The 22,850-nt window shown below is 67.6% G+C and carries 19 protein-coding genes and 3 pseudogenes; 14 read left to right on the top strand and 8 right to left on the bottom strand.

The annotated features are described in order from the left end of the window. Positions 1 to 199: 199 nt before the first annotated feature. The 4 genes and pseudogenes from BST40_RS32840 to BST40_RS09765 all read right to left on the bottom strand — a co-directional run. Positions 200 to 796: pseudogene (locus tag BST40_RS32840) on the bottom strand (GH12 family glycosyl hydrolase domain-containing protein); the annotation flags it as partial. Between the two features lie 153 nt (positions 797 to 949). Then, positions 950 to 1,240: pseudogene (locus BST40_RS33175) on the bottom strand (cellulose binding domain-containing protein); the annotation flags it as partial. Between the two features lie 267 nt (positions 1,241 to 1,507). Continuing rightward, positions 1,508 to 2,506: pseudogene (locus tag BST40_RS31565) on the bottom strand (PE domain-containing protein); the annotation flags it as partial. A 152-nt stretch (positions 2,507 to 2,658) separates the two neighbouring features. Further along, a complete protein-coding gene (locus tag BST40_RS09765; protein ID WP_083154098.1) occupies positions 2,659 to 3,081 on the bottom strand; it encodes a cytidine deaminase in 423 nt (140 codons plus the stop codon). 207 nt (positions 3,082 to 3,288) lie between these two features. Between BST40_RS09765 and sdhC the strand changes: the two genes are divergently transcribed. From sdhC to BST40_RS29375, 10 genes are all read left to right on the top strand, one after another. Continuing rightward, on the top strand, positions 3,289 to 3,744 hold the full coding sequence (gene sdhC / locus BST40_RS09760) for a succinate dehydrogenase, cytochrome b556 subunit (RefSeq protein ID WP_082275372.1): 456 nt from the start codon (positions 3,289 to 3,291) through the stop codon (positions 3,742 to 3,744). Continuing rightward, entirely contained in the window at positions 3,741 to 4,220 is a 480-nt protein-coding gene (locus tag BST40_RS09755; RefSeq protein ID WP_075546820.1) for a succinate dehydrogenase hydrophobic membrane anchor subunit, read from the top strand. The genes sdhC and BST40_RS09755 overlap by 4 nt, the downstream gene beginning before the upstream one ends. Positions 4,221 to 4,282: 62 nt before the next feature. Beyond that, positions 4,283 to 6,037, top strand: a complete 1,755-nt coding sequence (gene sdhA, locus BST40_RS09750) for a succinate dehydrogenase flavoprotein subunit (protein ID WP_075546819.1) — start codon at positions 4,283 to 4,285, stop codon at positions 6,035 to 6,037. After that, positions 6,037 to 6,864 (top strand): succinate dehydrogenase iron-sulfur subunit, encoded by an 828-nt coding sequence (locus tag BST40_RS09745; RefSeq protein WP_075546818.1) that lies wholly within the window; start codon positions 6,037 to 6,039, stop codon positions 6,862 to 6,864. The genes sdhA and BST40_RS09745 overlap by 1 nt, the downstream gene beginning before the upstream one ends. Before the next feature lie 22 nt (positions 6,865 to 6,886). Further along, positions 6,887 to 8,479 (top strand): AAA family ATPase, encoded by a 1,593-nt coding sequence (locus BST40_RS09740; RefSeq protein ID WP_198036555.1) that lies wholly within the window; start codon positions 6,887 to 6,889, stop codon positions 8,477 to 8,479. Further along, positions 8,466 to 9,398: a hypothetical protein gene (locus BST40_RS09735; protein WP_075546817.1), complete on the top strand. Its 933-nt coding sequence runs from the start codon at positions 8,466 to 8,468 to the stop codon at positions 9,396 to 9,398. The genes BST40_RS09740 and BST40_RS09735 overlap by 14 nt, the downstream gene beginning before the upstream one ends. Further along, a complete protein-coding gene (locus tag BST40_RS09730; protein ID WP_075546816.1) occupies positions 9,395 to 11,128 on the top strand; it encodes a hypothetical protein in 1,734 nt (577 codons plus the stop codon). Before BST40_RS09735 ends, BST40_RS09730 begins: the two co-directional genes overlap by 4 nt. Positions 11,129 to 11,133: 5 nt before the next feature. Then, positions 11,134 to 11,712 (top strand): hypothetical protein, encoded by a 579-nt coding sequence (locus BST40_RS09725; protein ID WP_075546828.1) that lies wholly within the window; start codon positions 11,134 to 11,136, stop codon positions 11,710 to 11,712. A gap of 3 nt (positions 11,713 to 11,715) precedes the next feature. Further along, positions 11,716 to 13,071, top strand: a complete 1,356-nt coding sequence (locus BST40_RS29380) for a phenylacetate--CoA ligase family protein (RefSeq protein ID WP_131808286.1) — start codon at positions 11,716 to 11,718, stop codon at positions 13,069 to 13,071. Next, positions 13,068 to 13,955 carry a radical SAM protein gene (locus BST40_RS29375; protein WP_075546814.1) on the top strand — a complete coding sequence of 296 codons (888 nt, stop codon included), beginning with the start codon at positions 13,068 to 13,070 and terminating at the stop codon, positions 13,953 to 13,955. Before BST40_RS29380 ends, BST40_RS29375 begins: the two co-directional genes overlap by 4 nt. 1,021 nt (positions 13,956 to 14,976) lie before the next feature. On the opposite strand, the gene BST40_RS09715 is transcribed toward BST40_RS29375, so the two are convergent. Further along, entirely contained in the window at positions 14,977 to 15,339 is a 363-nt protein-coding gene (locus tag BST40_RS09715; protein ID WP_075546827.1) for a condensation domain-containing protein, read from the bottom strand. A gap of 144 nt (positions 15,340 to 15,483) precedes the next feature. On the opposite strand from BST40_RS09715, the gene BST40_RS09710 reads away from it, so the two are divergent. Continuing rightward, positions 15,484 to 16,092: a carboxymuconolactone decarboxylase family protein gene (locus BST40_RS09710; protein ID WP_075546812.1), complete on the top strand. Its 609-nt coding sequence runs from the start codon at positions 15,484 to 15,486 to the stop codon at positions 16,090 to 16,092. Here the strand turns inward: BST40_RS09710 and BST40_RS09705 are convergent. After that, positions 16,055 to 16,993 (bottom strand): sigma-70 family RNA polymerase sigma factor, encoded by a 939-nt coding sequence (locus BST40_RS09705; RefSeq protein ID WP_075546811.1) that lies wholly within the window; start codon positions 16,991 to 16,993, stop codon positions 16,055 to 16,057. The genes BST40_RS09710 and BST40_RS09705 overlap by 38 nt on opposite strands. Before the next feature lie 31 nt (positions 16,994 to 17,024). Between BST40_RS09705 and BST40_RS09700 the strand changes: the two genes are divergently transcribed. After that, positions 17,025 to 18,350, top strand: a complete 1,326-nt coding sequence (locus BST40_RS09700; protein ID WP_075546810.1) for an aspartate aminotransferase family protein — start codon at positions 17,025 to 17,027, stop codon at positions 18,348 to 18,350. Here BST40_RS09700 and BST40_RS09695 read toward each other — a convergent pair. Then, on the bottom strand, positions 18,347 to 20,581 hold the full coding sequence (locus BST40_RS09695; RefSeq protein ID WP_083154096.1) for a VIT domain-containing protein: 2,235 nt from the start codon (positions 20,579 to 20,581) through the stop codon (positions 18,347 to 18,349). The genes BST40_RS09700 and BST40_RS09695 overlap by 4 nt on opposite strands. Next, positions 20,578 to 21,165: a MerR family transcriptional regulator gene (locus BST40_RS09690; RefSeq protein WP_075546808.1), complete on the bottom strand. Its 588-nt coding sequence runs from the start codon at positions 21,163 to 21,165 to the stop codon at positions 20,578 to 20,580. The genes BST40_RS09695 and BST40_RS09690 overlap by 4 nt, the downstream gene beginning before the upstream one ends. 119 nt (positions 21,166 to 21,284) lie before the next feature. Between BST40_RS09690 and dacB1 the strand changes: the two genes are divergently transcribed. Together dacB1 and BST40_RS09680 are read left to right on the top strand one after the other, a co-directional pair. Beyond that, the gene (gene dacB1, locus BST40_RS09685; RefSeq protein WP_075546807.1) at positions 21,285 to 22,511 is read left to right on the top strand and encodes a D-alanyl-D-alanine carboxypeptidase DacB1; all 1,227 of its coding nucleotides are present in this window, start codon (positions 21,285 to 21,287) and stop codon (positions 22,509 to 22,511) included. A gap of 10 nt (positions 22,512 to 22,521) precedes the next feature. After that, a complete protein-coding gene (locus tag BST40_RS09680; protein ID WP_075546806.1) occupies positions 22,522 to 22,848 on the top strand; it encodes a PH domain-containing protein in 327 nt (108 codons plus the stop codon). Positions 22,849 to 22,850: the final 2 nt, after the last annotated feature.

Raw genomic sequence — 22,850 nt, 5'->3', positions numbered from 1 at the left:
GTTCAGGGTGTGCGCGGCGTCGCCGGGGTCGAACAGGGGCGGTGGGGAAGCTACGGATGCGCCGCTGGGTCGTGGTTCCGGGTGGACATAGGCCAGCGGCTGCACCGTGGCGGTCGAGTTAGGGGCGGTGGTGACCGGAGTGTGCAGCGCGGCGCCGGTGAGCATGCCCGCGGGTGGGTTAAACGCCGTTGACGAGGGCGGAGAACGAATCCACCCCCGCGCCGACGCTGCCGCTCCAGGGCTCGAAGCCGGCTTGGATGCTGGTCAGGTACCACGAGTCGGTGACCGGCTCCAAGGTTTGGGTGTGGTCGATGAACCCCATCACATCGAAGTTGTTCCAGGAGGTGATCGGTGTGGTCGCGACGTAGGACACCACGTTGTTCTGGCCGTTACTGCCCTTCCACACCTGGAAGTTTTGCCCGTCGATGGTGGTGTTGCCCACCACGGAGCCGACCGGCTGGATGGGGCCCTGGTGGTTGAACCAGATCATTACTTCCTGCTGGTTGACGCCGGTTGTGATGGGCGTGGGATTCAGCCAGATGTCATAGGAAGCGTCATAGATGCCGCTGCTGGGGTAGGTGTAGTTGATGCTGCTGGTGGCAGTCTGGATCTGGCCCAACTGAATGGGCAGGTTGGTGCCGGGCGAACCGGTGCCGTAGTGCCAGCCGTCGTATATCGACGGGTATCCGAGCGGTGCGCCGTTGGTTGGGGCAGAGCCGTTTTCGGTGGCGATGGAAAACCCGGTGGGGGTGACGTTGATCGACTGTCCACCCGGGTTGTTCCATGCATTGTTTTGAACCACATAGGCGTTCTGGATTGTCGTCGTTCCGTACTGGGACGTGATCAGCGTGCCGCCGGTGCCGGTGCCGGTGCCGGTGCCGCCGGTCCCCGTGCCACCGGTGCCCGTGCCGCCGGTGCCGGTGCCGGTGCCGCCGGTGCCCGTGCCGCCGGTGACTGGTTGTCCGTTCACCAGCAAATTCGTGGGCGGCGCGTATGAGCCGGTCTGCGCCGCTTGGAAACCAACAGTGACCGAGCTGCCGGGCGCGATGGTGGCGTCATAGCTCTGGGGGGTCACGGTGTAGTGGGTGCCTGAGTGGGCGACCTGTCCGTTCCACAGATTCGTGATGGATTCGTTTGCGGGCAAGTCGAATTGGAGTTGCCAGTCGGTTACCGGGGCAGTGCCGGTATTGGCGATCGTGTAGTTGGCGACGAAGCCGTTGTTCCACTGCGATGTCGGCGCGTATGTCGCCGTGATCCCGCTGCCGCCGGTGCCCGTGCCGCCAGTGCTTCCGGTGCCCGTGCCGCCAGTACCGGTGCCGCCAGTGCTTCCGGTGCCGGTGCCGCCGGTGCTTCCGGTCCCCGTACCACCGGTGCCGGCGCCGCCAGTGCTTCCGGTGCCAGTACCGCCCGTGCCCGTTCCGGTCCCGGTACCACCGGTACCCGTGCCGCCGGTGCTCGTACCAGTGCCGGTACCACCGGTGTCACCGCCGACGGGTTGTCCGTTGACCAGCACATGCGTCGGTGGCGAGTAGGAGCCGTTCTGCGCGGCCTGGAATCCGACGGTGACCGAATTGCCGGGTTCGATCGTCCCGTTGTAGCTGGCGGAGGTGACGGTGTAGTGCGTGCCGGATTGGGACACCTGCCCATTCCACAGGTTGGTGACGGATTCGTTTGTCGGCAAGTCGAATTGAAGCTGCCAGTTGGTCAGCGGAGTCGTACCCGTATTGGTGATCGTGTAATTCGCGGTGAAGCCGCTATTCCACTGTGCCGTCGGAGTGTACGTCGCCGTCACCCCGGTGCCTCCGGTGCTGGCGGCGGTCGTCGCGGTGGACGTCGTCGTCGCGGCCGCAGTTGCCAGGGCAGCCGTGCTCGTCGGGGCGGCGGTAGTCGGGTTGACCGCCGCGGTGCCGCTGGCACCGGTGTCGGTCAGGGCGGGGGTCGCAGCCGCCGTGGCGGTGGCGCCACTACCCGAGGTCGTCGTGTTGGCAGAGCTCGGGCTGACCGCCGCGGCGCCGGTGCCACCGGTGCCGATCGGCGCGGCGCTCCCGTCGCGACCATAGACGGCGGCCGTCCCGCCACCGGTCCCCGGAGCGGAACTGCCGCCGTCTACGGCCGTCCCGCCTTGCCCGCCGGCGCCGGTTGCCACCGACTGACCACCGTTGCCGGCGGCCGGTGCGCCCAGCATTCCGAGCAGCCCTTGCACGACATTGCGTAACGGCGCGATGTTGGCCGCCTCGGTGCTCAGATACGACCTCGCACTTGCGGTCAATGCATTGACGAACTGGTCATGAAATGCCGCCGCCTGGGCGCTCAGTGTTTGGTATTCCCGGGCATGCGAGCTGAACAGACCCGCGATGGCCGCCGACACTTCGTCGGCGCCCGCCGCCAGCAGCCCTGTTGTCGGCACCGCTGCCGCGGAATTCGCGGCGCTCAGGGTCGAGCCAATGCCGGTGATATCCCTGGCCGCCGCCGCCAGCGCCTCAGGTACGGCAGTCACATATGACATATTCATTCGATCACAACCTTATTACGAACCAATCACTGCCCTATCACGGGCGACCCTAATGAGGTTGATCACGATTTGATCACGGTCTTATCACTGCTTCATAAATTTGCCATGAGATCTTTAAACTGCCAGCCCGTCAAAATTCGAGCGGGTCACCACGATTCGCGGCCGGGCTCATCCGCTGGATCGGCCGCAAGATCTGCACGGAAAGGTTCCGGCAGTAGTTCGCCGAGCCGACGCGGCCCGCCCGCATGGTCGATCAACAGCTCCGGGCCGCCGTGTTCGAGCAACAGCTGACGACACCGTCCGCACGGCATCAATGCCGACCCGGCGCCGTCCACACACGCCAACGCGACCAGCCGACCGCCTCCGGTCGTGCGCAAGGCGCACACCACCCCGCACTCGGCGCACAGGCCCAGGCCGTAGGAGACATTCTCGACATTGCAGCCGGTGACGACACGGCCGTCGTCAACCAGCGCGGCCGCACCGACCGGGAACCGTGAATACGGTGCATAGGCCCCGGCTGAAACCTGAATTGCCTTGTCGCGCAGCATATCCCAATCGACATCAGGCATTCGCAACCCCGCTCGACGATGGGCCGACCTCGGTAAGCAACCTTAACCCCGACGACACGAACCGCGTCCACCACGAATGGCCACGCGACACATGATTGCGATCGGACTGTCGGTACCGCCCGCGGACCTGGTCAAGTTAAGCTCGATTGCCCGGCTAGAGCTGTTTGATGCCGTTTCTTACGGGGTTTGGAAGGCGGTGAGGACGGTCTGAATACCAAGGCGACGACCGCGAATCCGGAAGCGCCCACAAAGGGGCCTGAACCTGCCCCCGGATCATCACGCAAACGGCGGCCACCACGGACCCTCTATCGCGGCGACCCCGGCATGTGGTCGTGGGTGCTGCATCGCATCACCGGCGCGACGATCTTCTTCTTCCTGTTCGTCCACGTCCTGGACACCGCGCTGGTCCGGGTCAGCCCCCAGGCGTACAACTCGGTGATCGGCACCTACAAGACGCCGGTCGTCGGCCTGATGGAATTCGGGTTGGTGGTTGCGGTCTCCTACCACGCCCTCAACGGAATCCGGATCATCTTGATCGACTTCTGGTCGCAGGGGCCGCGCTATCAGCGGCTGATGTTGGGTGTCGTCGGCATCGTGTGGCTGCTGATCCTGGTACCCGCGGCCGTGGTGCTGGGCATCCACATGTGGGAGCACTTCCGATGAGCAGCCCCGGCGTTCAGCTCAACCCGCACACCGGCAACAGCCGCCGCGCGCCGGTGCTGCAGCGCACCCATGACCGGCCAGCCAGCCTGGACAATCCGCGGTCGCCGCGGCGCCGCGCCGGCATGCCCAACTTCGAGAAATTCGCCTGGCTGTTCATGCGGTTCTCCGGAGTGGTGCTGGTGTTCCTGGCCCTGGGTCACCTGTTCATCGGTCTGATGTGGGACAACGGCGTCTATCGCATCGACTTCAACTACGTGGCGCAGCGCTGGAACTCACCGTTTTGGCAGACCTGGGACCTGCTGCTGTTGTGGCTGGCGCAGTTGCACGGCGGCAACGGCCTGCGCGTCATCATCGACGACTACAGCCGCAAGGAATCCACCCGGTTCTGGCTCAATTCGCTGCTGGCGGTGTCGATGACATTCACGCTGGTGCTGGGCAGCTACGTGTTGCTGACCTTCGACGCGAACATCTCCTGAAAGGCCCACATGTTTTCGCCACCTCCTCCTCATCGCTTCGCTCTGCATCGTCGGCGGCGGCGGTGATTCACCAACACCGATACGACGTGGTGATCGTCGGCGCGGGCGGTGCCGGCATGCGCGCTGCGGTAGAGGCCGGTCCGCGGGCCCGCACCGCCGTGTTGACCAAGCTCTACCCCACCCGCAGCCACACCGGCGCCGCTCAGGGCGGCATGTGCGCCGCCCTGGCCAACGTCGAAGACGACAACTGGGAATGGCACACCTTCGACACCGTCAAGGGCGGCGACTACCTGGCTGACCAGGACGCCGTCGAGATCATGTGCAAGGAAGCCATCGACGCGGTGCTGGACCTGGAGAAAATGGGGATGCCGTTCAACCGTACCCCCGAGGGCCGCATCGACCAGCGCCGCTTCGGCGGACATACCCGCGACCACGGCAAGGCTCCGGTGCGCCGGGCGTGCTACGCCGCCGACCGCACCGGCCACATGATCCTGCAGACCCTTTACCAAAACTGTGTCAAGCACGACGTGGAGTTCTTCAACGAGTTCTACGTACTCGACCTGGCACTCACCCACACTCCCAGCGGTCCGGTCGCGACCGGGGTGGTGGCCTACGAGTTGGCGACGGGCGACATCCACGTCTTCCACGCCAAGGCCGTCGTGATCGCGACCGGCGGCTCCGGCCGGATGTACAAGACGACCTCCAACGCGCTCACGCTGACCGGCGACGGTATCGGCATCGTCTTCCGTAAGGGACTTCCGTTGGAGGACATGGAGTTTCACCAGTTCCACCCGACCGGACTGGCCGGCCTGGGCATCCTGATTTCCGAGGCGGTGCGCGGCGAGGGCGGCCGACTGCTCAATGGCGAGGGTGAACGCTTCATGGAGCGCTACGCCCCCACCATCGTCGACCTGGCTCCCCGCGACATCGTCGCCCGCTCGATGGTGCTGGAGGTGCTGGAGGGCCGCGGCGCCGGCCCGCACAAGGACTACGTCTACATCGACGTGCGCCACCTGGGTGCGGACGTGCTGGAGGCCAAGCTGCCCGACATCACCGAGTTCGCCCGCACCTACCTGGGCGTGGATCCGGTGCACGAGCTGGTCCCGGTCTACCCGACCTGCCACTACGTGATGGGCGGCATCCCCACCACGGTCACCGGGCAGGTGCTGCGGGACAACACCCACACCGTCCCGGGCCTATACGCGGCCGGCGAGTGCGCGTGCGTGTCGGTGCACGGCGCCAACCGGCTGGGCACCAACTCACTGCTGGACATCAACGTGTTCGGTCGCCGGGCCGGCATCGCCGCGGCCAACTATGCGCGCGGCCACGACTTCGTCGAGATGCCGCCGAACCCGGCGGCCATGGTCGTCGGATGGGTCAACGACATCCTGTCCGAACACGGCAACGAACGGGTCGCCGACATCCGCGGCGCGCTGCAGCGCACGATGGACAACAACGCCGCGGTGTTCCGCACCGAGGAAACCCTGAAGCAGGCGCTCACCGACATCCACGCACTCAAGGAGCGGTACTCCCGAATCAGCGTGCACGACAAGGGGAAACGGTTCAACAGTGACCTGTTGGAAGCCATCGAGTTGGGCTTCTTGCTGGAGCTGGCCGAGGTCACCGTGGTCGGCGCGCTCAACCGCAAGGAATCCCGCGGCGGGCATGCCCGCGAGGACTACCCCAACCGCGACGACGTCAACTACATGCGACACACCATGGCATACAAGCAGGGCACCGAACTGCTCAGCGACATCACGCTGGACTTCAAACCCGTCGTGCAGACCCGCTACGAACCCAAGGAACGGAAGTACTGATGGCCGAAGGCGACACTGTGGGCTCAGGCGAGGTAGCCGAGACCGAACCGGCGCCGGACCTGCCGGACAGACCGCTGCCGCCCGTTCCCGAGGGCGCGGTGATGGTGACCGTCAAGATCGCCCGGTTCAACCCGGATGACCCGGAGCGGTACACCGAAACCGGTGGCTGGCAAAGCTTTCGGGTGCCGTGCCTGCCCAGCGACCGGCTGATCAACCTGCTCATCTACATCAAGGGTTACCTCGACGGCACGCTGACCTTCCGGCGGTCGTGCGGGCACGGAGTCTGCGGCTCGGACGCCATGCGGATCAACGGCGTCAACCGGCTGGCCTGCAAGGTGCTGATGCGTGACCTGCTGCCCAAAAAGCCCGGTAAGCAACTGACCCTCACGGTCGAACCGATTCGCGGGCTGCCGGTGGAAAAGGACCTGGTGGTCGACATGGAGCCGTTCTTCGACGCCTACCGCGCGGTCAAGCCGTATCTGATCACCAGCGGCAATCCGCCCACCCGCGAACGGATTCAGAGCCAGACCGACCGCGCCCGCTACGACGACACCACCAAATGCATCCTGTGCGCGGCCTGCACCACCAGCTGCCCGGTGTTCTGGAACGAGGGCAGCTACTTCGGCCCGGCGGCGATCGTCAACGCCCACCGCTTCATCTTCGACAGCCGCGACGAAGCGGCCGCCGAACGCCTCGACATCCTCAACGAAGTCGACGGGGTGTGGCGCTGCCGAACCACGTTCAACTGCACCGACGCCTGCCCGCGCGGTATCGAGGTGACCAAGGCGATCCAGGAGGTCAAGCGCGCGCTGATGTTCTCGCGCTGAGCAACCCGAGAAGGCAACCAACGTGGCCCTGATCGATCGGCGAAAACTTCGCCATGTACCCGAGGCACCCACCAACCCCACGGCCGACCATCGCGGTGCGCCCGTCTTCGATGTCGCCGACCTCTACCGAGGTCCGATCAGCACGGGTGAGGAGCATGTCGGCGAGGTCGCGCTCGATGAAAAGCTCCGTCAGGCCTACTTCTGGATCGTCAACCAGGCGATCATCAGCCCGCATTACGACATCGACTACTTCCACGGCGCTCACCAGAGTTTCCGATTCGGCGACTCCCAGACCCAGGTCGATCTTCCCAGCGGCCAGTCCTACAGCAGCTTCGTCCTGATCCCCCTGCTCAACTTCGCGGTCCGGCGGCGGTGCCTGCTCGTCGGCGGGCCGGGCCGGGGCAAGACGGCCAGTGCGGTATTGATGGGTGTCTTGGCGGGCTACTCGGTTACCGAAATCCGCCGCGGGATGCAGCATGGTCATCCGGAGATGACGGTGGCGGACCTGCTGGGCAGCCCGCTGCCCGCCGACCTGATCAAAGCCGCCAGCCCACAGGACATTCGGATCGCCTGGCGGGCTTGGCTGCAGATGCGCGTCCGAATTGTCGACGAGTACAACCGGATTCCCACTCGCACCCAATCGGCACTGCTGACGCTGATGGGCGACAACTACGCCGAGATGTTCGATCAGGTGCTGGAATGTCCCGAGGCCGCCTGGTATCTGACCGCCAATGACGACGCCGGCGGCGGCACCTATCACGTGATCGAAGCGCTGCGCGACCGCATCGACGTGGTGGTGGCGGCGCTGAACTTCAACCCGCGCTTCCTCACCCATCTGCTGGACCGGATCGAGGCCGGCTTTCGTCCGGACGAAGTCGTACCCGAACAGCTGGTGTTCAGCGCCGCCGAGCTGGATCGGCTCTATGCGGAGGTCCTCGCCGTCGAGATTCCTTTCGAAGTGCGACGGCGGATCGAGTTCTTCGTCAGCCAGTTCGAGTTCCTCGATGCCGCGGCGTGCACCCTGGAGTACAAGACAAAGGACACCGCACGGCTGGCCGGGCTCGATCCGCACCTGCTGGCGCTGGACGACACCGGCCGCGATCGCCTCGCCGACCTGGGCGCGCAAACCCACAACGGGCTGTCGGTGAGGTCGCTGCAGACCATTTTGGTATTCGCAAAAGCGTTGGCGTACTTCCGCGGAACTCGCATCGTCGCGATCGAGGACGTTCGGCACATACTGCCGTTCGTCCTGGTGAACCGGCTGGTCCAGGATCGCGACGCGCCGTTTTTCGAGGTGGCGGGCAACGCCGCCTACCGAGCCGACCGAGTCGGCTGGATCCGGCGCCTGTTCGAACTGTCCTGCGCGCAATACGACCAACAGGGACTCGACGCCGACGATCCGGTGGTCGACCTGTTCGCCGAGTTCGAGCTGGGCCTCGACGGCATCACCGAGCGCCAGGTGCGCGATCGACTGGTCCGCATCGAGCGCACGCTGGCCGGCTGGTCGACCGGACGAAAGCTGTACGGCACCGTCTACGACGACATCATCGCGCTGAAGTACCTGCACCAGCGCTACACCAACTATCTCGCATGGCTGACCCATGACGCTGGTTGACGGCCCGATGGCCGCCGCGCTGGCCCAGCATCGGGACCGCTGCAACGCGATCGTCGCCAACGCGCGCCGAACCTATGTCGACTTCGACACCACCATCCTGGAGAACCAAATTCGGGGCCCGCTGCGCGACCTCGTCGACTCATGCGACCGGATCTCGCCCGGCTCAGGTGCGCGCGTGCTGGCCGCGGTATTCGACTCCGTTGTCGAGCTCGTCGGCCAGCACCGCCTTGGCGGCGGCTCCCACGACCCGCTGCTGGCCGCGCTGCCGGGGTTGGCGCGGATCCTGCTCGACGAACCGCGCAAGGTCTTCGGTTCACTCGCCAATGCCGTTGTCCACCTGCACCACTGCGGGCTGTCCGTCGGCGAGTGGCTCACCCGCGTGACCACCGCGGCGGCCGGCGGCAACCCGACGATGACGATGCGTGCCGGGCAGGTGGCGGCCTGGCTGCTTGGCCTCAGCCAGTACCGCGACAGCGCCCTGAGCGTCGCGGCGACGCTCAGTGATGCCGCATTCAGCGCCGCAGTCGGCGTCAACGGGGTGACGGCAGCTGACACGCTGCAACGGATGCGGGACAACCGGTGGTGGCGACCCGGCCGAACCCCGACCGGCGCTCCGTCCGTCGCCCACCGGGTGGGGGCTTTCCGCGGGTTCGGAGGTCAGTTCTTGAGTCCGCCGCGGGTCGGGGTCCGGGCCGGGCACCTCGTGGTCTGCTCCGGAGCGGACGCCTGGTTGCTGCACGCCGATGCCTGGGGCGCCACCCTGACCCGCACCGAACCGCAGAGCATCGATTTTTCCTCGGCCACAAAGGCTTTCGTTCCCCCGGGGGTGCGCCCGGTCAGTGTCGCCGCGACCGCGGACATGACCGCGCTCACGGTGCCCACCAGCTATCAGGTGCTGGTCGTGGAGCCCGGCCGATGACGACCGTCGCCACCGCGGCCGACGCCCGCCAAGAATGGCACCGACGCTGGTCCGACGCCCTGGCGTTGTGGAGCCGGTTCACCCGGCTGCGTGAGCCGCAGTTGTGCACGACGACCGAGCAGGCCAAGAGGTCGGGCCTGGACGGCAGCTTCGCCATGATCCGGCTGACCGACCAGCTGGTGGTGATCGACCTACAACAGGTGATCGAGCGGAACCTGGTTGACCTGCCGCTGGAGATCATGGGTCACGAGATCGGCCACCACATCCTGTGTCCGGCCAACCTCACCGACCATGCGCGGATGCTGGCCCGCATGCGCTGGGCGCTGCCGGGGGTGGAAGGCGCCGCACCGGCGGTGGCCAACCTCTACGCCGACCTGCACATCAACGACCGGCTGCAACGCGGCTCCGGCCTGCGCATGGACGAGGTGTATCGCCGGCTGAAAGCGCATGCCCCCGAGGGACCGATCAGCGACTTGTGGCGCCTCTACCAGCGCATCTACGAGATCTTGTGGGCATTGCGCCGCGGCGACCTGGCCCCCGGTCCGCTGCCCGACCGGATCGAAGGCGACGCCCAGCTGGGAAGCCGGCTGGTGCGTGCCTACCGTTCGGACTGGCTCGACGGGGCAGCCGGGTTCGCCGCCCTATGCCTGCCATATCTGGCCCAAGACCCTGACGCCCGCCGCGTTCTGGCCGGCTGGGACGACTCGCTGAACACGGCCGGGGGTGTGGTACCGCCCGGGCTCACCGACATGGACGCCGGCGAACGGACCGAGCCACTGCATCCCGCCAACGACCCGCGGGTCACCGAGAGCGCCGAACCTGTTGCAGCGCAGCCGCTCTCAGAAGTTCCGTCGGCCGCGCCGCGGGGCCAGGCTCGCGAGCCCTTCCAGTACGGCGAACTGCTGCGCGCGCTGGGTCTGAAGCTGAGCGACCATGACGTCGCGGTCCGCTACTACCGGGAGGCGGCCCAGCGCCATCTCATCCCGTTCCCGTCGAAGCCGGCGCCTAGCACCGGAGACCTGGTGCCGGAAGGCCTTTCGCCGTGGACGGTGGGGGAACCGATGGCCGACATCGATTGGCTGCACTCGGTCATTCGCAGCCCGCTCGTCATACCGGGGGTCACCACCGTCAAGCGAGTGCTGGCCCCCGAGGAAGACCTGCCGCCGCGCCCGCAACCACTGGACCTCGATCTCTACATCGACTCGTCAGGCTCCATCGTCAACCCGCAACGACAGCTGTCTTTCCTGGCGCTGGCCGCAGCGATCATCGCGCTGTCGTGTCTGCGCTGCGGCGGCCGTGTCCAGGCCACCCTGTGGAGCGGTGCGCGGCGGTTCGAAACCACCGCCGGTTTCATCACCGACACCGAACGCATCTTGCGGATCGTCACCGGCTACCTCGGCGGCGGCACCGCCTTTCCGATCCATGTGCTGCGCGACACCTACGCTGCTCGCACCGAACGGGACCGGCCCGTGCATGTGCTGGTGATCTCCGATGACGGCGTGACGACGATGTTCAACCGGGACGAACGCGGCAACGACGGCGCGGTGATTGCCCGGGAATCGTTGGCTCGGGCGCGCGGCGGCGGCACCATGGTGCTCAACCTGTACCGGTGGCCCGACGACTTGAGTCCGGCCGTCGACATGGGCTGGGACGTGGTTTCGATCCGGGGCTGGGCAGAGTTGCTGGGTTTCGCCCGCCGTTTCGCGCGCCAGGCATACCCGGGCCGGTGAACGACATGTCCACGCCTTCAGTTGCCACGCTGGTTCATCGGTTAGCCGACTGTCCGGACGACTTCTTGGCGCCGCCATTGATCGGTGACCGCGGAGTAGTCGCCGTCGCCGCGGTGGTCGGCGACACCCTGGCCGCATTGGGCGCCGCCTTACCCGACGACTGGGTGGCCGGCCTCACCCCCGGCCAAACGGACGCGGCGACGGAAAACTGGCTGCGAGCCGCTCTGGTGTCCTGCTGGCTGGCCACCGACGAATCGGCACGATCTCTGTTGTCCGGGACCGCGCTTCTGAGGTTCTTGGGTGAGGAGCTGTGGGCAATGGCCGCCTTGGTGCGCGCCGAACTGCTGGTGCGCGATCCCGACCGACGTGAAGAACTCGCCCGTTTGGTGTTCCGCCGCGCGGGGGTGGTGCCCGCCGGCGAAACCGTTGAACAAGCAGCCGACCGGCTGTCCACCCTGGACTCGGCGACGCGGGCGCGGGTCGAGGCCGAGGCCCGAGCCGCCGAAGCGCGGGCCAAGGAAGTGCGCGCCGCCCTGGCCCGCAAGCGTGCCGAGGAAGCCGCGGCCCGAGCATCGAGGGAATAGCCCATGCCACGATTCACGCCCATGGGATCCGGCGTCGTTCCCTTCGAGGAACGCCATCCGCTCATTTCTGCCACCGGGCGGCAAACCCTTGAGGCGCTGCTCGAAGCGCCCGGCGCGCCGTTGTGGAACCATCACTGCGGCGACCGCTTGAACCGCGAGGCGCTCGACCGAGTCAACACCTACGCGACGTCCGTGGTCCTCGATCCCCCGCGCTGGCGTCCCGATCACCGACCGCCGTGGCTGGCCGGCTACCTTGACCGCGCCCGGCAGGTGGTGCCGCGCTACCGCCAAACCGACGCCGCGTCACCGGCTTTCACCACCGGACGGGCGAACCTGGCCCGCGGCTGGTGGGAGCTGGTTCCCGACGACGCCGATCTCGACGACCTCATCTGGTTCCCGACGTCGGGATCGGGCCATCCGGCGATCGTGGTGCCCACGCACCCGGTCTCGGTGTCCAGCTACTACCCCTTGCTGCTGCAGGCCGCCCGCTGGCATGGCGTCACCGTGCAGTTCCGGGCCGACCGCGCCGACTGGATGACCGTGGTGAGCCAGCGGCACGGCGGCTTCATCGTGCCGTCCTGGTCATCATTTCTCGGCTGTGCGAGCGCCAAGGTGAACCTCGAGGAAGCGGGCTGGCCGGATCCCCTGGCCCGGCGGCGTTTCTTGGAACACCACGATCCCCAGATGATCACCGGCGACCCGGTCTCACTGAGTCAGCTCGCCGGGCTGGACGTGGACCTGCATCCCAAGGTGCTGATCTCCACCGCGTTACACCTCAGCGCCGCAACCCGACAACGAGTTGCCCAGCGCTTCGGATGCCCCGTCATCGACGTGTACTCCACCACCGAATCCGGCCCGGTCGCCGCCAGCCGTCCCGGACGCGGCATGGCCTTGCTGCAGCCACGGCTGTTCGTGGAGGTGCTCGACGATGCCGGCATGCCTTGTGCGCCAGGATCTTTGGGGCAAATCGCACTCACCGGCGGAATGAATCCGTACCTGCCGCTGCTGCGCTACCGCACCGGGGACAGCGCCCGGCTGGTGTGGTCGGGCGACCAGCCGGTCATCGAAGACCTCGTTGGCCGCACCCCGGTGATGTTGAGCCGTGCGGACGGCACCCAAGCGAACTCATTCGACGTCACCCAGCTTTTCCAAGAGCTACCGCTGCGTCGCTGGGCGGTCCATCAACACGCCGACACGTCGATCACCGTGCGACGGGAGCTGGAGGTCGGCGCCACAGACCATGCCGACGACCTCATCGTCGCCGCCCTGCGCCGCGCACTCGGCCCCGTCCCGATAGCCGTCGAACCGCTGACCGAACCCGACAAGGTCACTCCGTTCACCACCGCGGGGCCACGATGAGCTGGGCCGACTGTCGCTTCCTGACCTGCTCGGTGCTGCCGGTACGGATGGCCTGCCAGTGCAGCTGCCCGTTCTGCTTTTCGCGCTCATCGATTTCCGCGCTGGAAGCTGCGCCGGCCCGCTGGTCGGATGAGGAGCTGCGGAGCTACTTCCGGTGGTCGGCGAGCCGGGGTGCCAGACGAATGGTGGTCACGGGAGGTGGCGAGCCGCTGCTGCGCGCTGACGAGTGTGTGCGAGCCATTCGGTTGGCCGCCGACGTTTTCGACGAGATCGCGCTGTTCACCAACGGGGCCCGACTGAGTTCGCCGGTCGCCGCCGAGTTGCGGTCCGCGGGCCTAACGTATCTGTGCTGGTCCCGCCACGCCGTGGACGACGCCGGGAACCGGGCGATCATGGGCGACGCCGCGCCCACCGCCGAAGCGGTGTTGGCGGTCACGCAGGGCGCCGGATTGCCGGTTCGAGCAACCTGCGTGATGAGCACCGCCGGTGTCGCCGACCCCGACCAGGTCTGGGCGTACATCGGGACGTTCACGGCCCTGGGCGTAGCCGAATTCACGTTCAAGCACACGTATGTGGCGTCGGCACGGTCGCTGTTCTCCTCGTCTGACGCCAACCAGTGGTGCCGGGAGCACCGGATTCACGCTGATCCGTTCACCGGTCGTGGCCACGTCGTCGGGAAACTGCCATGGGGCCCCACAATCCGTCGCATTGGGAAGGTGCAGGTATGCCATTACTACGAACCGACACCGGAGTGGGAGCTGCGGCATCGGCTGGCCCGCTCGTCCAACCTGCTGGCGGACGGCCGGGTGTACGCGTCGCTGGAAGACCGGGCCAGCCTGCTGTACCGGCTGGGCTGCTCACCGATGCGGACTGCGAACCGTTAGTCGACGCGGACCTGCTCGCGGGTGCCATCCCGCCGGATCAGGTCGAGTCGCTGCGCCCGCTACTACCCGTCGGTTCTCGCATCGCGGCCGAGGCCTACCGGAGCGCCGTTGCGCAGCTGAGCGCCGACGACCTGTCCAACCATTACCGCGACGGCCAAGACTGGCTGCGCCATGTCTTCGCACCCGCACTCATTGACCGGGTACAACGACTCAGCGAAGGCGAATGGGATTTGACCGGCTGGCAGCTGTTTGCGGCCGGAAGCGACGTCGACCTCATCACCCACATCACCGAGGCGGTGGCGGCCGCGGGTCAGGTTGTGATCTACCCGGGCGACTGGTACGGCTTCATGGTCGGCGCTACCCATGACCACGCCGTCCGGTTCGACGCCGCGGGATCAGCAGACCTGGCCTGCGTGTGCGTGCCGTCGGTGCGCAACGGTCACCTAACCGACGAGATGGTCACCTTCCTGGCCCGCTCGCCGGCGCGACTACTCAATATCAACCTGCTTCCGACGCTGGCCGCCGCAGACCGCGCGGAGATCGCCCGGGCGCTGCGGCCGCTGCTTCCCGGCGCGCTGCTGTCGATCAGTTTCAGCCGCGGCTTCGGCCTGACCGCCTCGCAGCTGGGCGTGCTGCTCGTCCCGCCCGGTCACCCGTTGGCAACCAGATACCGGCGGCAGTGGGATTGGTTCTCCTACTTCTACAACGCCCTGGCCGCTCGGGCCTTCATGGCCGTCGACCTGGCAGCGCTGGCCGAGGTCGACGCCGCGCGGCGGGACTGGGTGGCCGATTGGCTTTCGCAACGTCAGTTACCCGCCATGGCGTCGGGCAGCTACTACGTACGCAGCTTCCGTCCGGACGGACCCGTCGCCGACCACCTTCGGCCGTTGTTCCGGCACGGGGTGTTGCGCTGCTGCCTCAAGCCGACGATCACGGGGTAGCAGCATCTTCGGGCGCCACTCGCCGGGCTGATTACCCCTGACCGTCCTGAACGGGGTCGACGGAATGCGGCGCCGCAGGACTACGTCCAACCGCACCGAAGCCTCACCTCGTCGACCACGGTTTGCCAGGACGCACCGTCCATGCACAGCTGGCTGGCGCTGAGCACCAGCCGTTCCGGAGTCCCGGGCAGCAGCGACACGGCGAACAATCGGCCGGTGCGCATGTCGAAGGAAGCACGTTGGCGGGCGACGACATCGGCGACGGTAACGCCGGGAGGTTCCACTGCCCAGCCCCATCCGCCACCCGGACGAGCCGCCCAGCAGTCGAAGAACGGTTCGAACACGGTGCCCAGAGCCGGGTTGGCGGCGAAGACCTGCTCGATCACGGCGCGCACCCGCCACTGGTCCAGCCGCGCATCGGCAACCAGCACGCTGGTGTGCATCAGCGGCTCGATGTCCTCGATCCCGGGCAGCTCAGCGATATACGAATAGGACGACACGTCCACAGACTCCGACGCCAACCTCGGCGAATCCTTGGCGGATCCTTGGAGCCGTCACACTTTGGCGACCCGTCTCGTCTGAGGGGTATGACAACGAAAACCCGCATCGAGCCCCTGCCTCCCCAACGCGCCGGACTGCTGGTGCGCGCCATGTACCGAGTCGCCAAGCGCCGCTTCGGCGAGGTCCCTGAGCCGCTGGCCGTCACTGCGCATCATCGGCGCCTGCTGCTCGCCAGCGCCGTGCACGAGACGATGGTCCAGCGCGCGTCGCAAACACTGCCGGCCAGCGTGCGTGAGCTGGCGGTGTTGTGGACCGCGCGTCAGGTCGGCTGCTCATGGTGTGTCGACTTCGGCACCATGCTGCAGCGCCTCGACGGCCTCGACATCGAAAGGCTCACGGAGATCGACGATTACGCGACATCTCCGGCGTTCAGCGACGACGAGCGCGCCGCCATCGCCTACGCTCAGGCCGTGACCACCGATCCGCATACCGTCACCGACGAGCAGGTGGCCGACCTGCGGGCCCGCTTCGGCGATGCCGGCGTGCTCGAGCTGACCTATCAGATCGGCTTGGAGAACATGCGTGCCCGGGTGAATGCCGCGCTGGGGATGACCGAGCAGGGCTTCAGTTCCGGTGATGCCTGCCGGGTTCCCTGGGCTACCGAGCCGACCCGGGCCGCAACGGAGAGCCGGTGAACTTGTCGGGGTTGGCGATATCCCATATCGCACAAACCTTTCCGTCGCGAACCGTCATCGCGGTGATCCGCGGCGCCATGTCCCGGTGCCCGTCGGCGCCGGCGAAACCCGTTGTGTAGGCGCCGAGTTCGCCGTTGACCAACGCCAGCTGATTTGCGGTGAAGAACGCCGGGCCGTAGCGACGGGCCAGGCCGAACATGAACCGAACCACCTTGTCCGCGCCGTGAATGACCTGAACGGCCGTGGCGGCCTTACCATTCGAGTCGCCGGTAAAGGTCACGTCGGGATGCAGCAGCGACACCACGGTGTCCAGGTCGCCGGCGGCCATGGCGGCCATCAACTTGCCGACGACCTCGTTGTGGGCGGGGTCAGATTGTGGCGGGCGGCCCGCTGCGTCGGTCGCTAGCGCCTTGCGGGCTCGCGATGCCAGTTGCCGGGCAGCGGACTCGCTGGTCCCCAGCACCTCGGCGATGTCGGCGAAGGGCACCGAAAACCCGTCGTGCAGCACGAACGCGACCCGCTGGTCAGGTGACAACCGCTCCAGCACCACCATCGCCGCGAACCGGGCATCTTCGGCGGCCACCACGGCGGCCAGCGGGTCGGCGCCGGCGGGGCCCTGCAGCTCGGTGACTATCGGTTCGGGCAGCCAGTTGCCGGTGTAGGTCTCCCTGCGGTGTGCCGCCGACCGCAACTTGTCCAGACCGAGCCGGCTGACCACGGTGGTCAGCCACGCCCGCGGGTCGTCGATCTCCCGGTCGTAGGTGTCCCAGCGCAGCCAGGCTTCCTGGACGATGTCCTCGGCGTCGGCCACGGTTCCGGTGAGCCGATAGGCGACCGACATCAGATGCGGCCGCAGCTCCTCGAATTCGGTGATCCGCGTCCCAGTGGCAGACAGGGCCATAGCCCGAGGGTAGCGCTACGCTCGCGAACAAATGACGAGCAACCTCTGGCTACATTTCGCCCGCCACGGCGCGGGGATCACGCCGCCGGTCATCACCCGCGGCGACGGCGTCACCATCTACGACGACCGCGGCAAAAGCTACCTCGACGCCCTGTCCGGGCTGTTCGTGGTGCAGGTCGGTCACGGCCGTGCCGAACTCGCCGAGGCCGCCGCCCACCAGGCCGGCACACTGTCGTACTTCCCGCTGTGGGGTTATGCCACCCCGACGGCGATCGAGCTCGCCGAGCGTCTCGCCGCCTACGCGCCCGGCGACCTGAACCGGGTGTTCTTCACCAGCGGCGGCACCGAGGCCGTCGAGACGGCCTGGAAAGTGGCCAAGCAGTTCTTCAAGCTCACCGGCAAACCCGGTAAGCACAAGGTCATTTCGCGCTCGGTCGCCTACCACGGCACCACGCAGGGCGCGCTGGCGATCACCGGCCTGCCGGCGTACAAGGCGCCGTTCGAGCCGGTGACCCCGGGTGGGTTCCGGGTGCCCAACACCAACTTCTACCGCGCGCCCGAGCCCTTCGACACCGATGTCACGGTGTTCGGGCGGTGGGCGGCCGACCGGATCGCCGAGGCGATCGAATTCGAGGGCCCGGACACCGTCGCCGCGGTGTTCTTGGAACCGGTGCAGAACGCCGGCGGCTCCATCCCGCCGCCGCCGGGCTATTTCCAGCGCGTCCGCGAGATCTGCGACGCATACGACGTGTTGTTGGTCTCCGACGAGGTGATCTGCGCGTTCGGGCGGATCGGGTCGATGTTCGCCTGTGACGACTTCGGTTATGTGCCCGACATGATCACCTGCGCCAAGGGCCTGACGTCGGGCTACTCACCGCTGGGCGCCATGATCGCCAGCGACCGGGTGTTCGAGCCGTTCAACGACGCCACGACAATGTTTGCCCACGGCTACACCTTCGGCGGTCATCCGGTGTCGACGGCCGTCGCGCTGGCCAACCTCGACATCTTCGAACGCGAGGGCCTCAACGACCGCGTCAAGCAGCACTCCCCCGTACTGCGAGCCACCTTGGAAAGGCTTTACGACCTGCCGATCGTTGGCGAGGTGCGCGGCGAGGGCTTCTTCTTCAGCATCGAACTGGTCAAAGACCAGGCGACCAGGCAGACCTTCACCGGCGAGGAACGCCGATCGCTGTTGAGCCGGGTGTCCGCGGCGCTGTTCGAGGCCGGGCTGTATTGCCGCACCGACGACCGCGGCGATCCGGTGATCCAGCTGGCGCCACCGCTGATCAGCGGTCAGGCCGAATTCGACACCATCGAAACCACGCTGCGCGCGGTGCTCGGCCAGGTGCGCTTTTAGACCCAGAAGCGTCGCTTGGGAAGCAGCTTCTTGACGGCCCCGGCGGCCTCGAGCACCTGCTGCGCCCCTTCCTCGGTCGGGCTGCACAGGTACCTGGTCAGCGCGTCGCACAGCACCGTGAGCGCCGCCGTCAGCGCGGGATCGGTCGCCGCGTCGCGATGCGCGGTCAGTTCCGCGCAGACCGTGTCGCGTCCGGAGTCGTCGCCGCCAGCCAGTCCCTTCTCCAGCAGCTTGAGCAGTTCCTTGAGGGCGCGGTTACGGGCGACCGGCGCACCGGCAAGCGGTACGGCGTCCTTTATCGCGGTGAGACCGCGGGCCGCGGCTGCCGCCGGGGCCGGCAGGAAGCCCACGGCCGATGCCACCCATCCCGACGGCAGCTCGACGGGCTGCACGACCTCGGTGAGCGGGCCGGCCTCGGTGTGTTCGGGATCGATGGCCACGAACGCGGTGAACCTCGACAGCACCCCGAACCGGATCGAATGCGCCACCAGACGCTCGGCCAGCTCCTCGGAGTTGCGGCCCGACGCGTAGTCGTCCTCCAGGTCACGCACTACCGACCGCGCCCAAATCGTCTGCACCGCAACAGCTTCTGCTGCCATCCGGGCGGGTAGAGCCAACCGGAACGGGCCGTCAGGGGCGTCGGCGTCGACGCGCAGCGTCACTTCGGTAACCGGGCCGCGATAGCGCCCCGAGATCACGCAGGGCACCCCGGCGAAGGCGTCGGGCACCCGGCTGGGCGTGATGCTGCCGTCGACGATCTCGATACCGTCGGCGCGCACCCGCACCGAGGTCAGCGCCGGCCGCCCGATGGTCCGGGCCAGCCTGGACATCGCCTCGTCCAGCCGGGCCTCGGATTCGACCAGCTCGGCCCGCCCGTTGCCCAGCCGGGCCAGCCGGTCCAGGAAGCCGGCGTTGACGGCCCGGTCGATGCCGACGCAGTAGAGGCGGGTTCGCCCGATCGCGGGCGCCAACAACCGCAGCAGGTGGTCCTCCCCGCTGATCTGGCCATCGGTCACCAACACCACGCTGGCCTGCCGGTCCTCCCCCGAACCGGCGAGCATCTGCACGGCCTGACGCAGCGGCTGGGCCATTTCCGTCCCGCCCCGGCTGCGCAACGAGCCCAGCCAGGACGCCGCCGCGAACCGGTTCTGATCCGAACCGGCGAGCAACCCCGGCGCCATCTCCGGCGGCGTATCGATCCGATCGTCGAAGGCCAGCACGCAGAACCGGTCGACGGTGTCGAGCATGTCCACAATGCGCCCTGCCGCTCGCCGGGCGGCGACCATTTTCCAGCCGCCCATCGACCCCGAGCGATCCAGCACCACGACGACATCGCGCGCGGCGCTGGACGGCTGCGCGGGCGGCACCACGGTGACCAACCAGGTGCCTTCATCACCGTCGGCATCCGGGACCAGCAGTGCCGACGACGCCAGCTCGCCGCGGTCGACACGGAACCGCAGCACGAAATCACGGTCGGCGCGGGCGCCCGGCTCCAGCCGCAGCCGGGTCAGCCCGTCGGCGGAGGCTTCCAGAACGGTCGTCGGAAGCGAGGACCGCAGGTCCGCGACGGGCAGGCCGCCGCCGTCGACGGTCACCGAGATCTGCACGTCGGGGCGCTCGTCGACCTCCGCAAGCTGCGGCGGGGTCACCCGCGACGCGTCCGGTACCGCGTCGGTGTCGTGCGCCCATCCCGGACCGGTCTGGTCACCGGGCAGCGGGGTTCCGGTGGTGTATCGCGGGGCGACCACCAGCGGGAAGCGGAAGGTGGCCTCGCCGTCCTCGAAGGCCAGCGGGCCGGTAAGCCGCATCTCGATGGTGGCTTCCTCGCCCGGCCCGAGATTGCCCACCCGCACCGAGAACACGTCGGAGCGGTCCTCCTCCACAATCGCGGCGCGCTGGCCCGCGGCCAAGGCCTGCTCGTAGTCGGAGCGGGCTTGGGCGCGCTCCTTGAGCACGCCGACCACCCGCCGCCCGGCCAGGTCGGCGACGAAATCGGTGACGCCCGCGCGGGCCGGCAACGGGAACACGTAGGTCGCCTCGATGCTGGTTTCACCGGTATTGGCGAAACGTTGCCGCACGGTCGACGTCGCGGTCATCCCGACGACCACGGTGTCCACGCTGATCGCCCGTAGCGGCAGCCGCCGCCCATCCGCCGAGCTGAGCTCGCCGCATGTCGGCCTGCCCGCCGGTCCGGGTGTCACCGTAATCAGGGGCAGCAATTTCGTACTCATGGGGCGTCCTTTCGGGTTTCGACTCGGGTGGCGGCGAGCAGGTCCAGCAACGGCGCGGCGGCCTGCCGCAAGGTGTCGAGCGCCGGGAGCGGGCCGTCGATCAGCACCGTGACGGTGTCGGAGAGCCGGACGGCGTGAACGTCGTGGACGTCCGTGACGGCCGGGGCAGCGTCCGGCGCCGGGGCGGTCTGGGGCACGGCGCGCCAGAAGCGGCCGGCCGCCCGCGACGGTTCCGCGGGCTCGGGATCCCCGAGGTCGGCCGGTATGACGCCGGCCGGGACCGCGGCCAGCGAGGCCAGCTCTGCCGGCGACATCGAGGCCAACCGGTCGCTGATCTCCTCCAGCGACAAGCCCTTGCCCTGCAGCCGCTTGACGGCGACCAGGCGCAGCAGGTGAGTGCGCCCATAGGTCAGTGCGCGGCCTCGGGTTCCGGGGCGCGGCAGCAAACCACGCGCCGTGTAGTACCGGATCATCCGTTGCGCCGGCACCGCCTTGGCTTGGCGGTTTTCCGGTGCGGCGCCAGACGCCCGCACGGCCGTGGCGGCCAGCGCGGCGAATTCGGGCAGCGTGAGAAGTGATGGCATGCTAGTTGACAGTGTCATATAGCTCATCGACACTGTCAACTGATATTTTTAACTTCCGCCTCACCAGTCACAGCGCGGCGCCCGGCGATCCGGCCACCGATCGCCTAATCTGCACACCGATGGACCTCTTACGTGCAGCATCGTGCCTGGTCGCAGCAGCATTCCTGGCGACCGCGCCGGCCGCTGTGCCGACCGCACACGCCGAACCCAATGCGGAGGCCAACGGCGCCGGAAATTGCCCGTACAAGGTGTCCACCCCGCCCGCGGTGGACTCCTCGGAAGTCCCGACGGCCGGTGACCCGCCGCTGCCGCTGGCGGTGCCCCCGACACCGGTCGGCGGCAACGCCCTGGCCGGCTGCGGCATCATCACCGCACCCGACACCCCGGCGGTACCGGGCGACGTCTCCGCGGAGGCATGGCTGGTGGCCGACCTGGACAGCGGCGCCGTCATCGCCGCCCGCGATCCGCACGGCCGGCACCGCCCGGCCAGCATCATCAAGGTGCTGGTCGCGATGGCCGCGATCAACGAGCTGAACCTCAACAAGGCGGTCGCCGGCACCGACGACGACGCGGCCGCCGAGGGCACCAAGGTCGGCGTCGACGCCGGCGGCAGCTACACCGTCAACCAGCTGCTGCACGGCCTGCTGATGCATTCGGGCAACGACGCCGCGCACGCGTTGGCCCGCCAACTCGGCGGCATGCAGATGGCACTGGAGAAAATCAACGTGCTGGCCGCCAAGCTGGGCGGGCGCGACACCCGGGTGGCGACGCCGTCCGGACTCGACGGGCCGGGCATGAGCACCTCGGCCTACGACATCGGGCTGTTCTATCGCTACGCGTGGCGCAACCCCACGTTCGCCGACATCGTCGCCACCCGCAGCTACGACTTCCCCGGCCACGGCGACCATCCCGGCTACGAACTGGAAAACGACAACCAGCTGCTGTATCACTACCCGGGTGCCCTGGGCGGCAAGACCGGTTACACCGACGACGCCGGCCAGACGTTCGTCGGCGCGGCCAACCGCAACGGCCGACGCCTGATGGCGGTGCTGCTGCACGGCACCCGACAGCCGATCGCGCCCTGGGAACAAGCCGCCCACCTGCTGGACTACGGCTTCAGTACCCCCCAGGGCACTCAGATCGGTTCGCTGATCGAGCCCGACCCGGCCCTGGCGTCGGGCAAGGACAAACCAAGCAACCGGCAGCCCGATGCGTCGCAGGCGGCCGGGTTCATGTCTTCGGCCGACGCTTTGCCGGTTCGGGTCGGGGTCGCGGTGATCGGCGCCATCGTCGTGTTCGGGTTGATCATGGTCGCACGGTCGATGAATAGCCGCGCTCAGCACTAGACTCTGCGAGATGACTGCCCTGTACGAGGACGCCGGCGTGCTCCTGGATGACGACTGCATCACCATCCGCCGCTACTATTTCCCGTTTGCTACGTCGAAGCGAATCGCCTACCGCGACATCAAAAGCATCAAGACCGAACAGATGGGCTGGGCGTCCGGCAAGGGTCGCCTGTGGGGCGCGACCGACCCGCGCTACTGGTTCCCGCTGGACGTCAAACGGGGCAGCAAGAACACCCTGCTGATCCTCGATGTGGGCAGCCGGGTCAAACCGTGCATCACCCCAGAGGATCCCGACCACGTCATCGAGTTACTCAAGGCCCGGGTGTCGGCGAGCTGAGC

The sequence above is a fragment of the Mycobacterium persicum genome, assembly GCF_002086675.1.
In the GTDB taxonomy this organism is placed as follows: domain Bacteria; phylum Actinomycetota; class Actinomycetes; order Mycobacteriales; family Mycobacteriaceae; genus Mycobacterium; species Mycobacterium persicum.
This window is presented reverse-complemented; position numbering and strand designations above follow the sequence as displayed.